General features: G+C 52.3%; 13 protein-coding genes and 1 pseudogene. 2 read left to right on the forward strand and 12 right to left on the reverse strand.

Going from position 1 to position 15,561, the window contains the following annotated elements; translation table 11 throughout:
• Nucleotides 1–85: 85 nt before the first annotated feature.
• The 9 genes from PJL69_RS15410 to PJL69_RS15450 form a co-directional block, all read right to left on the reverse strand.
• Nucleotides 86–385 carry a hypothetical protein gene (locus tag PJL69_RS15410; protein ID WP_271310456.1) on the reverse strand — a complete coding sequence of 100 codons (300 nt, stop codon included), beginning with the start codon at nt 383–385 and terminating at the stop codon, nt 86–88.
• Between the two features lie 6 nt (nt 386–391).
• Entirely contained in the window at nt 392–1,948 is a 1,557-nt protein-coding gene (locus PJL69_RS15415; protein WP_271310457.1) for a hypothetical protein, read from the reverse strand.
• The gene (locus PJL69_RS15420) at nt 1,917–3,491 is read right to left on the reverse strand and encodes a trypsin-like serine peptidase (RefSeq protein WP_271310458.1); all 1,575 of its coding nucleotides are present in this window, start codon (nt 3,489–3,491) and stop codon (nt 1,917–1,919) included. The genes PJL69_RS15415 and PJL69_RS15420 overlap by 32 nt, the downstream gene beginning before the upstream one ends.
• Before the next feature lie 659 nt (nt 3,492–4,150).
• A complete protein-coding gene (locus PJL69_RS15425) occupies nt 4,151–4,504 on the reverse strand; it encodes a hypothetical protein (protein ID WP_271310459.1) in 354 nt (117 codons plus the stop codon).
• Between the two features lie 145 nt (nt 4,505–4,649).
• Complete coding sequence (locus PJL69_RS15430) at nt 4,650–5,798, reverse strand: helix-turn-helix transcriptional regulator (RefSeq protein WP_271310460.1); 1,149 nt, start codon at nt 5,796–5,798, stop codon at nt 4,650–4,652.
• A 397-nt stretch (nt 5,799–6,195) separates the two neighbouring features.
• Complete coding sequence (locus tag PJL69_RS15435) at nt 6,196–8,187, reverse strand: AAA family ATPase (protein WP_271310461.1); 1,992 nt, start codon at nt 8,185–8,187, stop codon at nt 6,196–6,198.
• A gap of 21 nt (nt 8,188–8,208) precedes the next feature.
• Complete coding sequence (locus PJL69_RS15440; protein WP_271310462.1) at nt 8,209–8,904, reverse strand: relaxase/mobilization nuclease domain-containing protein; 696 nt, start codon at nt 8,902–8,904, stop codon at nt 8,209–8,211.
• Nucleotides 8,901–9,362 (reverse strand): plasmid mobilization protein, encoded by a 462-nt coding sequence (locus PJL69_RS15445; RefSeq protein WP_271310463.1) that lies wholly within the window; start codon nt 9,360–9,362, stop codon nt 8,901–8,903. Before PJL69_RS15445 ends, PJL69_RS15440 begins: the two co-directional genes overlap by 4 nt.
• A complete protein-coding gene (locus tag PJL69_RS15450; RefSeq protein ID WP_271310464.1) occupies nt 9,359–9,592 on the reverse strand; it encodes a hypothetical protein in 234 nt (77 codons plus the stop codon). Before PJL69_RS15450 ends, PJL69_RS15445 begins: the two co-directional genes overlap by 4 nt.
• A gap of 695 nt (nt 9,593–10,287) precedes the next feature.
• Between PJL69_RS15450 and PJL69_RS15455 the strand changes: the two genes are divergently transcribed.
• On the forward strand, nt 10,288–10,968 hold the full coding sequence (locus tag PJL69_RS15455; protein ID WP_271310465.1) for a ParA family protein: 681 nt from the start codon (nt 10,288–10,290) through the stop codon (nt 10,966–10,968).
• A 173-nt stretch (nt 10,969–11,141) separates the two neighbouring features.
• Here PJL69_RS15455 and PJL69_RS20405 read toward each other — a convergent pair.
• The 3 genes and pseudogenes from PJL69_RS20405 to PJL69_RS15470 form a co-directional block, all read right to left on the reverse strand.
• Nucleotides 11,142–11,311, reverse strand: a pseudogene (locus tag PJL69_RS20405) (IS3 family transposase); the annotation flags it as partial.
• A gap of 277 nt (nt 11,312–11,588) precedes the next feature.
• On the reverse strand, nt 11,589–14,087 hold the full coding sequence (locus tag PJL69_RS15465) for a PAS domain S-box protein (protein ID WP_271310467.1): 2,499 nt from the start codon (nt 14,085–14,087) through the stop codon (nt 11,589–11,591).
• Nucleotides 14,088–14,126: 39 nt separating this feature from the next.
• Nucleotides 14,127–14,618 carry an oxidoreductase gene (locus PJL69_RS15470; protein ID WP_271310468.1) on the reverse strand — a complete coding sequence of 164 codons (492 nt, stop codon included), beginning with the start codon at nt 14,616–14,618 and terminating at the stop codon, nt 14,127–14,129.
• 326 nt (nt 14,619–14,944) lie between these two features.
• On the opposite strand from PJL69_RS15470, the gene PJL69_RS15475 reads away from it, so the two are divergent.
• Complete coding sequence (locus tag PJL69_RS15475) at nt 14,945–15,559, forward strand: response regulator (RefSeq protein ID WP_209098215.1); 615 nt, start codon at nt 14,945–14,947, stop codon at nt 15,557–15,559.
• Nucleotides 15,560–15,561 lie beyond the last annotated feature (2 nt).

The following is a 15,561-nucleotide window of genomic DNA, read 5'->3' on the forward strand; positions in this document are numbered from 1 at the left end:
CTCCTGTGCCAAAAACAACCGTTTTTGCGCCATCACTACGTGCCGCTGTAGCAACTGCCAAGGTTTCTACAGCGGCAACGAAAAGCTAGTTAACGAAATAGCCTTCGATCAGAACGCCTTCTACATTTGGCAGCGCCTCTGCACCGGCGTTAGTTGTGATGGCTTCGCAGACTGCAGTCGCAATCGCCGAAGCAGCTGTCAGCTCGGGGATTCCAAGACCCAGAATTTCGGAAATCACGCCAACTTTCGGAACAAAACTACATGCCGATGAAGTCGCCTCTTGAACTTCTTGAAAGAACTGTTTCGACGCACCCTCCGCACCAAGGTCTACATCGCAGCCCATCAAAAATACCGAAACAGTGAACAAATACGCAAAATTTCTCATTTTCTCCTACTCCATAATGCCATTGAAACGATAGGGTGAATAACCAGCTACATCCGGCTCCGTAAGAGTGCGTTGGGCGACACCGCCACGCGAGACGCTAGAGTCAATTATTGTGTACCTCGAAGGTGGGCCTGATACACTGACCACCAAAAAAACATGGCTTCCAGCATCCAGCAATATATCGCCAGCCTTCAGCTCTGTGTTTGAACTAAGCCTTGTTGCGACCTCCTTCAGAGTGGACGTGCCATATTTTTTGTTCGTCAAGCCCCAGACACGCGTGATTAGGCCCGAGCAATCGATACCGGCGACATCAGTCGACAATACACAATCATTTGAGCACGTTGTCCCATTATTCCTTTTGTATCGACCACGTGTGCAAATATCCCCAGCGAGCGCACCATCGTCAATTTTTGCAAAGTATCCATCTAAGGAGTCCCACTTACCCCATCCATACGGCAACCCCACAAACACACTTCCACCGATAGCATTGGTTAGTCGGGCCGGTAACAAGTGTCGGTTATTGCTTGAACAACTCTCGCCCCACGCGCGGGAAAGATTGTTCGAGTTCAATCGAGTAAGGGCTTGCACGAATGTGTTTGCATTGGCGATTACCTGAGCTCGGCTTATCGGATCAACCAATGGCAGCCCTTCAGCCCCTCCGCCATCTACCGCGCCTAGGTCGAAAAATTCTAAGAGTAGTGCAACTCTACCTGGTGAGTTCACTCGATCGACGAACTCAGGGGTTTCAAAAAATATAAGTTCTTCAAATGATACGCCACCTGATATCTTAAGGAATACGGCACGAGCCTTTGAGTCCACTGCAACAGGCAATGGTAGGGACATCTCATTCGTCCAATTCGGGACCTCCAGTCCCGCCAGCAGACCTCCTTCTCCTACGATGCCTGCAAAACTTCTACTAATTTCACCTTTACCATCGATAATTTGCCGTTCACTCCAAAACACAACAACCTCTCCAGAGTCCAAACGGTTAATAGCGCGCCAGTCGATTATGCTGCCGCCAGAAGTGACAGGTGACAGACTCCCATCTACAGAAACAGGAAGGAAACTCTCTGATCCCGGGGCGACACCGAGCGTTGCTCTCTCAGACGCCTCTACTTCCAAAGTACCATCGGCAAGAAGATTGAAACCGACAAGAGCAGTTTCATCAACGCTGCCCACACCAGTGGAGAACGCTTCTCCAGATGAACCTGCTGGGATGGAGGCGATATCTTCTATTACTTCTTGAGACCCAAATTCATCCTCGACCAAGAGTGATGATTCCAACAATCTGACGTCAGCAATCCTCCCAAGGCCTGTTACCTTCTTTGAACTTATCAGCTGAAACAGCTCATTAAATACATGTATCTCTGAGTCGTATTTCTCGACCAAAACCCACCGTGGGCCAACGCTCAAAAAGAACTCTGGCGCCACACCGCGATCCTCGGATTCAGGGGCAATGTAATCAATTGCGAGATTGTCCGCTTGGACGCTTGTTCCGCCTAGCAGTAGAGCCAGCGAAAGGAATAGAGCACTACTCTGGCCAAAATAACGATGAACTGACATTCTCAACTCCTATCCTATTCTCTGCCGAACACTGAGCTCTTGAAATGTCAGTCTTGGGAGCGACGCCGCCGGAGTGGATACCAGCCAAGAGCCAATTATCATCGCGCATGGCAAAAACAGGTGCTCCACTCATTCCGGCTTCTGTCTGGCACAGCGAAAACATGCAACTTGTTTGCGCTTCTAGAACTTGGCAAGCATCGCTTAGATCAACACGGCTAATCCCGTTGGTGGCGTCAGCATTGGCGAGGCCCAGTGTGACCAGATGGTTATTCTTTCCCAAAATCATAAGACGATCACCCTGTTCTGCCCTCCCAATTGGAAGCATAGACAGCGCGGCCCGGGCACGGTTAGGGTCAGTAAAATTCGTTCGTAGGACGATCTTATCGGTTGGAACTCTCCAATTGTCGTGCGCAACATCGGAGTTCCCATAGAATTCCGTGCCTATAAGTTTCTCCAAATCCAGATCGGACCAGTCCCCCGGTCCAAGAGCTTCTTCAACCTCCTCAACGCTCGAAAATTTCGAAAGTCTGAAGGTGTCCTCTGGATCCTCTGTTAGAGACCAAACCTGTCGACCAGGAAGTAGCTCGAGGTTTTGACTGGCTCCGATGCACTGCTTTCCAAATGGACAACCGTCCGGCAAGCAGTGTCGAGCGGTTATGAACACCTCATAGTCATCATCTAGAATAACGCCTGAGCATCTCACAAAATCTCTACCCGCATATGTAGTATTTGCTGCTCTGGTCAAAAGTTGTGAAGGAAATTCGTCTGATGCGGTCTCAACAAAACAGCTGGACTTGTACTGTTCAAGCATCCGCCTGTGCTCGGCGGAAGGGTTTGTCTGCACGAGATACCGGTACAACCCGCCCCTACTGCCTTTATTGTAGAGGTAAAAAGCCGCCTCATTGCACATCCGTCCAATGCTAGTATTCTCGAAATTGCACGCTACTCTAAACGTGTTTTTCTGAACTTCAGTGAGTCCTGCTGGAGGGCTATCTGGGTCACAATTGCTTCCGGTGATTTCTTGATTTCCACCATCTGAGATAGAGACCTCTGAAGCAGCTGCTGATTGCGAAGCTAACGCTTCACTTGAAACCGACTCTGCAGCCAATGCTGATAACTGACCACCCTCAACCTTTTGAACTCTGAGAGCTTCGCACTGCGCTGAGCCCGTAATACATCCAATGGGGCTTGGCGGCGGCGAAGAAAAAAATTGCTGTAAGCTTTCTCCAGAAGAAATCGAATAACTCTGCTGCAGTAAATCACATTGGCACGATCCAGTAATACAACAAACTGGGTTCGGAAAAGGAGGTGCCGCGGAAAACGGAAGGTCCTGACTTTCGAAGGTAAAGCTCTCACTACTTTGAAAAAAAGTGCTTAGTTTGAACTCGCATTGGCAAGAACCTGTTATGCAACAAACAGGACTAGGAACCTCTCTCGTCGGATCTCGAACAAGCAGCTCGGTATTCTGGGCTCTCAACCCAGTGGCCGAGGAGACAACCATAAACAAAACAAAGAAAATTCCCGCTGCGCCTCGCATAGTCATTCGAACTCCAATCTTGCTAAGACATCAGCATCAGACTTCTTGCAAATCGATTTGTTGGCGCAAAAGAAGGCACGTCCCGACCTACTCTCAACATTCAGATCGGACATAAGGACCGCAACAACTCTACTTCCCGACCCTGGCTGGTCGCTGAAAGCGTCTGGATATCCAGCAGAAAATCTAGGGGTACTCAGAACGACGTTGAAGTCTGCGCTATCGGCGGCCGGAACTACAGCCGATTGGTTGAAGCCGTTACCTGCCTTCTTGCCATAAAACTCTACAATCTTAATTCCAGAAGAGCAAAGTTCGGCGGTCATAAGCGCGGGACCCTGCGAACCATCTGCGTATGCGCGAACCCTATCGCATTGGTCGTTGGAGACATTAGTATCCTGAGACGGAGAAGGACGGTCGTCGCTTACACCAGGAATGGTGGGCACCGATATCGGATCGCAGCCAGTTAGGAATATGCCACAGAGCATTAAAGCGACATTTTTATTCATTGCATGCGCCTAAATCAAACTAACTAATGGTTTACGGTAGGGCCCTTGGTCAGGACCTATCAACTTTAGGATGAATTTCGACAATACCTGAGGAAGGTTCTGACGCGCATTGGAGCCGAGCGCTTAGCCGTCAGTTAGTGTTATCGAAAGAACTGGGGCAGTTCAGTATGCCTTCCTGGGCCACATTCGCACGACTGTTCCAACGACAAGCGGACCAACCCAGAACCATCCGCCGCCTTCCGAAGCAAATTCTTCTTCGCTTAGCCGAGCACCTCGACTATGGTTTGCAGCTGCCTCTAGGTCCACTTGGCGCACTGCATCGAATAGGTTTTTGATTTCATCCGGATACATCTCGATACGGGACAACATGATCTCGAGGTCGCGTTTCATTGTTTCCACGGCTTCTTGAGGATTCGTGTCTGGAAACTCATGCTTCGTCGATACCGACAATCCAGAATTGAAACCGTTGTAGTCGATTGCGTCCTTCTCATACCCAAGCACCAAACGTGTAGCCATCGTGAAATCCTCCTTTTTTAACCTTAATGTGTCGAATCGCGGCCTATCTTGTCCGCGCTTAAGATGATTCTCTGGAGAGTACCGAGGACAATACGCAATTTCATGATCCGAACGGATCATAGCCCCTAGTTTTACGAGGTTGCTGTCATGCAACTGGCGGCAGAACACGAAGGATCAGTCTGATCAGTTCGAGCCTGCTTCCAACTCCTGTTTTGGAGAGCACGGTTGAAACCTGGTTCTTTGCCGTTGTCGGGCTGGTGCCTCGCCGCTCGGCGATTTCAGCTATGCTGGCGCCGTCTGCGATCCACCGACAGACATCAGACTCTGCGTGGGTCAATCCGTAGAGCTCGGTGAAACGATCCATCCGGAGATAGGGGATTCGCTCTGGGTCGATGAGTGTGACGAGTGCTCCATCCAGTCCCTTTTCCAGTTCGGCCTTACTGTCGCTGATGGGTCCTATATCCAACAGGAATGGCGTCCGGCCAGATGGTCGGGCGATTGAAATCAGGGACTCGTGCCGGTTGGCCTGGCCTCGGGCTGTGGAACCTACGTCGAGGACGTGCGCCTGAATTTTGGACGTTACATCGGGATCGGAGGTGAGAATTCTTCCCTCACCAGACAGCGCGATGCCATCTTTCAGGCCAAATATTCTTTCCGCTTCGGCGTTCTTCACGACAATCTGCCCTTCCGGAAGCGCAATTGCGATTCCTGCTTGCACCCGCTCCAAGGCCGCAAGCGCCGCCTTGTACCGTGCCTTCAAAAGCGCGAACACGCGACCAATCTCAAGTGCTTTGGTCAGATGGGGAAGTAGGGCGCGTGACCGTTCGCTTGCGGACAGTGGAATTTCAGCCTTCTGTCGATCAAACCCGATGCTCATGGCATCAAACCATACCGAGTCTGCATTCAAACGGATCCCAAGCCGCCGGGCAACACCGGTTCGTTTTCTCAGAAACGCATAGTCCTTTCGCGCATCTAGGGCTTCAGCTGACAGTCCCGTTTCCAGGTCGGGCACTGGTTCATGCGGGGGTTGGGCCTGAAGAAAATCCCAGTCTTGGTTCTGCATGCGTGAGAGCCATGCACCGTAGTACCAGCCCGCCGGTGTGCGGGAAAAATCCAGGTAGACACTGGACATCATCGTCAGGTCTTTCGCGCCTGCTTTATTACCACGGATCACCAATGCAATAGCCTTGGCATCGACGGCTGATGCCGTAGCATCCAATGCACGACGCCAACTTCCCGGATTAACGGCTGTGTCGTATATCAGTTCGAGCGCCTGATAACCTCGCGGGTCCATTTCGTTCGCATCCTTCGAGCAAAGATCAGCTTCATGGCGACTTTAACAGAGTTGAACAATCTCATCAGCCACATGCATCGAAGGATGCTGCTTGTGGTTTCTGGCAGGGGTAAAAAGGACCGTTTTTTACCCGCCTGGTTTCTCGAAAGCTGACCTTGGCGCAACCGCAGCGAAATGGCGTTTTGTCCCGCAACTTGTGAGTTGCTTTGAAAATCCCCGCCGCGCGGTGAACGAATGGCAGCAATCTCCGCTGCCGCGCGGCGTCCTGGACTAAGCATCTGCGGCAAATTTCGTGCTGCGTGCACACGCAGCGAGAAAAGTCGATGGCCGCCTCGGGCTCACAGTTAGCTTTCTCCGCGCTCCGTCTGAACGACTGCTGTCACCTAGGCGTAAATGATCACCCCATCGACGGCCCGGCTCGATTGCGCACCTGTGCCGGGCGGCTGTGGCGTTGATGGTCTGTTGCCCAGACCGGGCGATCTTTGGTGTTGATGAAGAGCTCCATGTCATCGCGGTGGCGGGTCATGGCGACGTAGGCGAGGTGACGATCCATGGACCGGGATGCCAGGACATAGGACTGATCGACCGTCGCGCCTTGGGACTTGTGGATGGTGACGGCGTATCCGTGGTCGAAGCTGCGGAAGTCTTGCGGATTGAAGCGGACGAGCCGATCTTTGTCGCCATCAAGAGCAACGGCTATCTCCCTATCTTTTGCCGACATAACCGTTCCCAACATGCCATTCTTCACACCAATGCCTTTGTCATTGCGGGTGAAGACAATGCGGTCTTCAGCTGCGAAGGCGCGCCTGCCGGTGTCGGTCGTGAACAATGTCTCGGCTGGCGCATTTCCGTCTGGCTGCAGTGCAGCACGAATGGCCTGATTGAGCGCGTGCACGTCTTTGCGTTTGTGTGCAAAGGCCAAGCGCGACTTTGATGCGCCACTTGCGGCGACATCCATCGCATAGGTTTCGACCAAGGCTTCGATGGCGTCGCCGCGCTCATTGGTCTGTATCACAGCATCGCGTTTGCGGTACTGCTCAACAGCTTTTGTCATCTCACCCGCCGCCAGATCGCGGGAAGCCTGTTTCTGCCAATCCACTTTCTGGCGATGAATCTCAGTCAGATACGTAGCACTGTGGTCTTTCACCACACGCCGGAAGGGCGTCCCGGCCTCAATCGGCTGCAGCTGATCCGGGTCACCAACCAGAACCAGCTTCGCGCCGATTTCGTTCATTTTGGTAGTGATGCGGGACAGCTGCCGCGTACCAATCATGCCTGCCTCATCAACAACCAGCACATCGCCTTTGGCAATCGGTGCATTTCCGCTTTTCCACGACAGTTCCAATGATGCGAGCGTGCGGCTGGTGATGCCGGATGCGCTTTGCAGTTCCTCGGCAGCTTTTCCCGCCAGAGCCGCGCCGTGAACCGTGACGCCTTGCCGTGCCCAAGCATCTCGTGCCGTTGCCAGCAGAGTGCTCTTGCCCCCACCGGCAAGCCCAACGACGGACGACATTTGTCGTTCGCCGAGGATGTGACGCAAAGCATTCTGCTGTTCGTTGCTCAACGTGCCACCAAAGGCGCGGCGCATTTTGTTGTTCTGCGATGTGATGGCTCGTTCGATATGCGCGGCGTTGACGGCAAAGCCAGTTTTGGCCGACATCGAGGACGCCGCGCGATCCAGCGACCTTTCTGCCCGCTGATAATCTACCGTCATAAAGACGGGCGTTGATCCATCATCCGCCAAGCGTACCAGTTGCGGTGACTGCATCGCTTGATCTGCGGCCTTTTGCAGCGCCATCGGATCATCGATCCGCTTCGCCAGCGCGCGCAACACATCGACACGTTTGAAAGCGGCTTTGGTCTGCGAGATATGATCCAGCACCAAGGCAGGTGATCGGATCAGTTCGGCCTTGGAATGCGCCAAGTCGTCATCGGGCAGAACCAAGGCCTGCTTCGGATCGGATTGCCTTTGAGCGTGAAAGACGGGCGACACTCCTTGCGACTGGCCGTCACGGGTCAGGGCCTGTCTTTCGGCAAGGTGTTTGGAAATGAGTGCCTGCTGCGCATCACGATCCCGCTGCGCAGCGGCTTTGGCGTCCTCTTCAAAGCGTTTGAGCGTCGCTTGATATTGCCCGGTTGTACGCGACAGCAGCCCGCGCAAACCGGTGGGCAGTTGCGCTTGCCGTGCCTTTAGCTCAGCCAGCCGCCGCTCTTCCTGCGCTTTCAACAGAACCGCGCGTTCCGCACGTTGCGTCGCAACCAGCTTGGCACGCCGCGCTTCAAAAGCGGTGTTGCGTGGATCGACAGGCTGTTGGGGCAGGTCATCTAGACGAACCGCGACATCCTCAATCGATGGCAGGTCCATTTCCGAGCCAATCCGGGCGCGCATCTCCTTCGGTTTCACGCCACACTAGCGCGACAGCGACCAAACTTTACCATCCGCATCGACTGCAATGAAGCCGCGCCGGTCGCCTCGCGCCAGGGCAAACCCTTGCTCTTTCAATGCAGCCTCGAACCCGGCCCTGGAATCTGAAGCCTCCCAGCAGGCGCGGAACATGGCTTTAAGCGCTTTGGGATCGCGCTTGGCCCGTTTCGCCTGTCCAGCTTCCTGCCGCGTGTAATTGAGCGGGTCGCGTTTCTCGGCATCCACAAAGCCTTGCGGCATCTCCCAATCATGGCTGCGATAAAGCTCGCGCGCGAGGCCCCCAAGCTTGCGCTTGTAATGTGGCAGATTGATCGCTTTGTGTTCTTGCCCATCGATCCGCGACCAGACCGCATGCGCATGCCGCCGTCCGTTCTTCTCGTGAAAGACAATCGCGCGGGGCTGACCCGCGAGCCCAAGACGTTTCTCAACTTGGGCAATCGTCTCTTCAAAGTCTTCGACAGAGACCTCCGCATCTTGCGGTGGGTTCAGCGACACAGAGAACAGATATTTGTCACAGCGCGTGGCATTCGAGATCGCCTCAGCTTCCGCAAACGCGCCATAGAGATCGTCAGCAACAAACCCGTCAATGCGATGCACCGTGACATGATCATTGTCGCGCGGGTTCAGCAGGTGATGCGCGAGCTGTGCGCCATAGCCGCGTGCGTTGCCTTTCAGGATCACGCTTGCCGTCTCCCTCCAGCGGAACGGCGAGTCTTCTTACCAAGTGCATCCATCAACAGGGTCCGAATGGCCGCAAGATGCGCGTTGGCTTCCGCGATGTCAGCTTTCTCAGCTTCACCGACGATAAGCGCGCCGATGTTGGCATGGTAGGCCAGTTGGTTGAGGTTGCTCGCAATGCGCGACTGCCCCAGCAGAGCCAAAGCCTCAGCCGCTGCTTTCTTATCCTCAACAGCATCAGCAGGCCGCGTTTTGCGTAGCTTCACATCCTCAGCAAAAACGCAGGCGCGAACATAGGCACTGAGCGTCATGCCAGCGGCCAAATCTTCCAGCCGTTCACGTTCTTCCCACGTCAGGCGCAACGTCAGCGGCGACAAGGCGGTGCGTTTCTTTGGCGATGCTGTTGCCGCCTTCTCAAAGGCAGGTGTCACAGCCCGATCTGGTCGCGGCACCGCAGTCATGGCGACGGCTCCTCAAACGAAGCACCGACCGTGGGAGCAACATCGACCTCATCCGATGCATCTTCTGCCGCCTCTGCAAACGCAGCTAACTTGTGGATAACCTCCGGTTCCGCCTTAAGAATGCTTGTCCATTCTTCAAGTTCCGTCAGTATCTGCTCGCACTCAGAAGGTTCTAGATTGTTCCTCCCCGGTGCACCACTCAAGTTTTCGATAAAGCTGAGTTTTTCCAAAGTTGCGACTACTTAGAACACCACGTCTCCCTATTGCCGTACCATTTCTGTACCACTTAGAGCCGGTTTAATACTCGTTTCAAAACATTGAAGATCTCGACGAACTAGCGGGCTTGGACGGAAACGAGCGGTTGTGGGGACGAACCGGTTAAGATGATCGTTTGAAGCTTTTTAGCGGGCGCTGATGGGAAGTGCTTTCAAGGAGCTTGCCAAAACATCAAATTAGAAGACCAGAAACGAGTGTCTTGATCTGACAACCTGTTGCGTTGCTACGGTAGGGAGGCAGACAGCGGCAACGAAAGCTACCGGCGTACATGACGTATAAAGGCTCGGTCAAAGCAAGCACTCCGCGAAGCCCCATGAGATTCAGGGAGTGCCGCTACCGAAACGTCATGATCGCTACAGCAAATCTCCGGTCTCTAACGGGGCAAATGCGCTTTTGAGCGGAATTTCGGTGCGCAATAATATTTCGCTGAATTTTTTCATTTTTTCCAAGGATAGATCTAGCAATCAATTATTTTTATGTCGCCGCAAGAATCAAGATCTGGCGGCCTTACAGTTGAACTGACCGAGCCTTATTGACGCGACAGATGCGTTCAGATGCGTGTTTGCGGATGCTCTTAGCAATTTGATTAAAAGATTCCGAAACCTTCTCTTGGTAAGCTATTGTTATCAAATTCAAGAGGAGATAATTCTTGCCAACACTTTCATTTTGTTCACCAAAAGGTGGCACAGGAAAACCCACAACCTGTATTTTAGTGGCGCTGGAAGTCGCGAGGTCTGGCAAGTCGGTCGCTGTATTGGATACCGATCCGAAACGTTGGCTGTCCAGCTGGGCGGATCTAAAGGATTTGCCTGACGGATTTACCGTGCATCAAGTCGAGCAGCAGGATCTTACAGACGCAACGCTCAAGGCAGTTGAACTCTACGACTATGTTTTGATCGATGTCGAAGGTTCTGATGATGCCTCACTGATTGACGCTGTATTAGTTAGTGATCTGGTTGTTGTACCCACGAAGGCCTGCCGTATGGACGCACCCGGTGCCGTACAGGTTCTGAAACAAGTCCGTCAGAAGAGTTTGGTGTTGAACCGCAATATTGCGGCTCGCGTCTTGATGACCCAAACGGAACCAGGGGCCGTCGAGCATCGCATCACCGGCGAGATCGGTGCGGTCCTGAGGCAGGCAAATGCGCCAGTCTTTATCACGCGCTTGGCCAACCGACCGATTTTCCAAGCTATGGTCAGTTTTGGCGGCGACTATTTGGACCTGCCACGTGCCTTCCAAGGATCGGCACCACAATCCGCACATGCCAATGTCGCAGCCTTGGCAAACGAGATCGCGGCAACACTTTCAAAAACTCTTTCGGCAGCATAAGGACCGCAAACATGCAGGATAGAGTTCCTCAAAAACGCATATCACCAGCTGCATGTTGCGGCAGTGATTGTTCACGTCTCATTGGTAATCGGTGAGGTCTACAATCTCATTCCACATCATTGAGAACTTGTCCTTTTGCAGTTTTTGTTGTTCCGCATATTCATGATCTCCGTGTTCAAGGTACGGAATGCCTTCCCGTCATCTGTCCGATGGTGAACAAAGTCATATGACCAGACGTGATCACGATACTCCGGCCGTATCGGCCATACTGGCGAGCCAGTTCGATCATGTCGGCAACCAAGCGATCTTCATCGGCGCGACCTTTTGGGGCTTCAGTGATCGTGAGTTTTGGCCTCTCGACCCCTCCCAAGAGGGCTAGTGCGGCTGAAGACTGTGGTGCATCCTTCTTTTCGATCAGATGCGGAATCTGATCCATGATGACGGCTGGCTCCGAAGCCTCCAATTTTGCGGCCGGCTGACAAGAGAAGTTCCTGGGTGTCGCCAGTTCCGCGATGGCCTCGTAGTGATTTGCAGATGCTGGGTTGCCGCTCGCCAGCCCTAAAGGTCATCGTTCCGATGGAACCCAAGCCAATCATGCACTAACATTCAAATTGGGCCACTCAGGTGGGGGTGATCAATTCCTCAACATCTTTTTCTACGTCTTTTAGACTTTGATGCAAACGGGTGACTATCTCAGCGTGTTCCTCTCGCCAAACTCCGTTTGGGAGATTTTGCAGCGATTGCAGCTGTTCCCATAGAATAGTCAGGCCAAGGACTGCTGCTGAGCCAGAAAGTTGGTGTATCTCTTCCCTAACTGACTGCGTAAGATCGTCTTGGGTGACGAGGCGCTGCAACAAACTGTTTAGCGACATCAAGAGTTCTTTCGATGCGTCGCGGAAGCGCTCCGGTCCAAAATGGTCGAGAAATTCGTTAACTACCGTTCCATTTGCGGGGCTCTCTTTGTGCCCAAGGGGCAAGTCAAAGACACCTGATAGGCACTGGTGCACAGCTGAGCGCGTGATGGGTTTGACAAGCAGGCTTGAGAAACCAGATGCCAAGATTTGTCTGTGATCTGCAGGTGACGCGTGGGCTGTGACGGCAATCGCTGGCGAATATTTTTGCTCTTTACGGACTTGTCGGAGTGTTTCTATCCCGTCGATCCCTGGCATGCTGATGTCGAGCATGAGCACATCAAATTTATGTTCTCTCGCCAAATCAATTGCATCATACCCATTTGAGGCTTCGACGATGTGACCTCCAAAGTCAGTAAGCAGCGCTCCTAAAACATCACGGTTGATCTTATTGTCATCCACAACGAGCGCGCGAAATTTCCTTTGCAATTGTAGGCCTTGGCTTGCTGGAGCTTGGGGCATTGCAACTTCAGTTTGCGTCGCAGCAGGCAAAGGCAGGCGCATCACAAAAAGGCTACCTTCGCCCAAGATACTGTCGGCTTCGATTTCGCCGCCCATTTGCGCGACCAAGCGCTTTGTAATCGCCAGCCCCAGCCCAGTTCCGTTAGCTGAGCGATCAAACGAAGTATCTACAGTGACAAATTCTTCAAAAATTGCTTCTAAATTCTCTGTTGCGATGCCTACTCCAGTATCAGAAACCCGCAACTCAATCATTTGGTTTTGCAAACGTTCAACCTCGATGTTTATTGAACCGTCGCGGGTAAATTTTATCGCGTTGCCAGCAAGGTTGACGATGCTCCTCTGGAGAGAGCGGCGATATCCAATCACAAATCCAATGTCTTCTGGGCGAACATTTGCGGCGATGACATTGCCGCGTGCCTGCGCGCTTGCGCTCAGGCTTTTGACACATTCGTCTATTAAAGTTGGCAGATCAAAAACCGATTGTTCTGTGAATGCGCTGTTTGCAGAAAGTTTTGAAAAGTCCAAGACATCATTCACATGAGACAGAAGAAGATCACCGGAGACTGAGATGGCATTGAGGTGCTGCTTGTTTTGTTCTGACATGTTCGACTGATCTATCAGTTCCAATGATCCCAAAATACCATTCAGCGGTGTCCGCATTTCATGGCTCATCACTGTCAACAGATTTGATTTGGCTTTTTCGCCGAGTTGCGCTTTTTCGAGTGCCTCTTGCAGCTTTTGCTCTGCTTGGATCTCTTTGGTGATGTCTCGCAAGTAAGACACAAAAACCTTTTCCCCGCGTGCTTGGGAGAGTGATATCGACAACTCGACAGGGAAAATTTCTCCGGACTTTCGGAGTGCCTCTAGTCGAAGTCTGCCTGCGCCGATTACTTTCTTTTCACCTGTTTGCAGGAAACGCTGCATGCCTTTTGTGTGGGCGAATCGTAAGTGTTCCGGAACAATGAGTTGAACCATATCTTTGCCCAGTACTTGGCTCCTTTCGAAACCAAATACGTCTTGGGCGGCGCCATTGAATTCGATGATACGTCCAGAGGAGTCGACGATCAGAATCGCATCTAGTGAGGACGAAATCGCAGCTTCAAATCGCGTGCGTGCAATTTCGCTAGAAAGCGAAATTCGTCGGCCCTGGCGATAGAGCGCTATCAAAATCGCCAGGGCGATAAACAGCACCGCGATCAATGAAACGATCCCCATCACGAGGCGCGTCAAGGTGCGGGAAAAGGTTTCACGCTGAAGCGCTTCTTGACTGGTAAAATTCTCAATTCCAGAGAGTGCAAGGCCGCGGATGTTTGGTCCGAGATTCTCAATGTTGCGGTAGATACCCCCGAGCGCGGCGCGGAGCTCGTCATCCGCGCCGTCAATCAGGGGCGTTGTGTTGTCGAGAAAATCGGTCGCGGCGCTTAAGTGAGTGTCTATTGTTGGATCACCCCTAAACGACTGATAAAGCCTGCTTTGTTGCAAGGTTGTGATGCGACTGTAAAAGATATCAAAGCGTTTTCTGACTTCCGATACATCTCGATCTGGATCTGCAAGCACGCCTTGCACGGAGTTCTGTAGTCGCAGCAACTCGACTTCGAGCTGAGACATTCGCCAGCTCACGTCATCGTTTTGCGCCTCTGATAGAACACGCATATCTGCAATCACAGAACGCCCCAATAGGCCTATCAGCCCAAGGCTTAGTGCCATAAGCGTGACTAATAAAATAAAGGGCCAACGGCCAATCATCCGTGACAGTCTTTCGCGTATAACTTGTTCCTTACCTCTTTACTCCGAAACCACTTCAATACGGTTGAGTTGCCAAATGCTACGCGAATAGTATTCCTCTGTATTGTACCTCGGGTTGCTTTCGAATGGGTAAACGATCCACAATGGCCCCTTGTCACGCAAGGACATTTCTTCGCCGTTTCTTAAGTAGGCAACAATTGGACCAGATGGGATTGCATCCGTTGTCGGAATAGAAACTGCGTAGTCATTTATTGCTGTCGCACGTAGCATGCCTTCGCTGGCACCCACATATTGCATTAAACTGTGTAGCGAAACGCCGACGAAGGTCTGTTGTCCGTCAGTCCAGATTGTGTTTGTTTGAAAGCTTTCTTGAGGCAGCTCACGCAGGTCGTCTGCGCTAAAACTCCACTGGCTTGGTGTCGTCGATCCTTTGATGTCACCGGAAACGGTCAGTATTGTTTCAGCAGCGCTCGTTGTTGCAAAACAAAGCGACATGACGCTTGCGATACAAAATAATCTTGCAAGTGGCACGGGTTCATCTCCTTAAACATTTTCAAAATTTGTGCTTGGGATGTGTGTGCCACGCTTTTGAAGTTACTGGCTGGTGCAAAGGGCGAGCGTTGTAACCTTTAGGATAGAGAGGGCCGACTTTCGCGACTCTGACCCTACGTTAGCTTGTCTCGATAAGCAAAATCTCATCAGGATCTACTGAAATCAGACCAATGGGTCAGATGATTGAAAGTGAGGAGACAGTGATGCGACAGCTGAGTTTGAAAGGTGGGGGAGAGTTTACTAGCGCTGCGTATACCTCCGGGTTAGTGTCATCTCAGGCCAATCGTATAAGGCGTACAATTTCGATGCGAATATTGCTTGCAGATGATCATGGGATGGTTCGCGAAACCATTTCTGCATATCTTACGACTGAAGGGCGCGCTGCCGTTGTAGCAGTGTCTGATTATTTTGAGGCCATGAAGGCGCTGGAGCAGAAGGGAACTTTTGATCTCGTTTTGTTAGATTTCAGCATGCCGGGCATGAACGGGTTGCAGGGATTGACCGATGCTTTAGCCAAATACCCGGAACAGCCCATTGCGATTGTCAGTGGCACCGCCCCCAATAAGGTGGCGCAGGAGGCTTTGGATGCCGGAGCGATCGGGTTTCTGCCCAAAACCATGGGGGCCAAGTCGTTGGTAAACGCCGTGCGATTCATGATCGCAGGCGAGAGTTTTGTGCCTCCCAGCGTTATGGCAGGAGGCGAAGCGGCAGAAGAAACGGCCTTTACCAAGCAGTTCAGCCAACGCGAAAAGGAAGTGCTTACCGGGCTTTGCAAAGGGCATTCCAATAAAGAGATCGCGCGGGATCTGGATCTTCAGGAGGTCACGATCAAGCTGCATGTGCGTACCCTTTGCAAAAAGCTGAATGCGAAGAACCGCACGCAGGCGGCGCTGATCGCGAAAGAGGCGGGCTTTGAGTAGGG

Source organism: Shimia sp. MMG029 (genome assembly GCF_027947445.1).
GTDB lineage: Bacteria > Pseudomonadota > Alphaproteobacteria > Rhodobacterales > Rhodobacteraceae > Shimia.

Coding starts and splice junctions, on each gene's coding strand:
- PJL69_RS15435 (WP_271310461.1), bottom strand. CDS start 8,187: ATGCGCGCCCGGATTGGCTCGGAAATGGACCTGCCATCGATTGAGGAT.
- PJL69_RS15465 (WP_271310467.1), bottom strand. CDS start 14,087: ATGATTGGCCGTTGGCCCTTTATTTTATTAGTCACGCTTATGGCACTA.
- PJL69_RS15425 (WP_271310459.1), bottom strand. CDS start 4,504: ATGGCTACACGTTTGGTGCTTGGGTATGAGAAGGACGCAATCGACTAC.
- PJL69_RS15445 (WP_271310463.1), bottom strand. CDS start 9,362: ATGACTGCGGTGCCGCGACCAGATCGGGCTGTGACACCTGCCTTTGAG.
- PJL69_RS15475 (WP_209098215.1), top strand. CDS start 14,945: ATGCGAATATTGCTTGCAGATGATCATGGGATGGTTCGCGAAACCATT.
- PJL69_RS15430 (WP_271310460.1), bottom strand. CDS start 5,798: ATGGACCCGCGAGGTTATCAGGCGCTCGAACTGATATACGACACAGCC.
- PJL69_RS15420 (WP_271310458.1), bottom strand. CDS start 3,491: ATGACTATGCGAGGCGCAGCGGGAATTTTCTTTGTTTTGTTTATGGTT.
- PJL69_RS15415 (WP_271310457.1), bottom strand. CDS start 1,948: ATGTCAGTTCATCGTTATTTTGGCCAGAGTAGTGCTCTATTCCTTTCG.
- PJL69_RS15410 (WP_271310456.1), bottom strand. CDS start 385: ATGAGAAATTTTGCGTATTTGTTCACTGTTTCGGTATTTTTGATGGGC.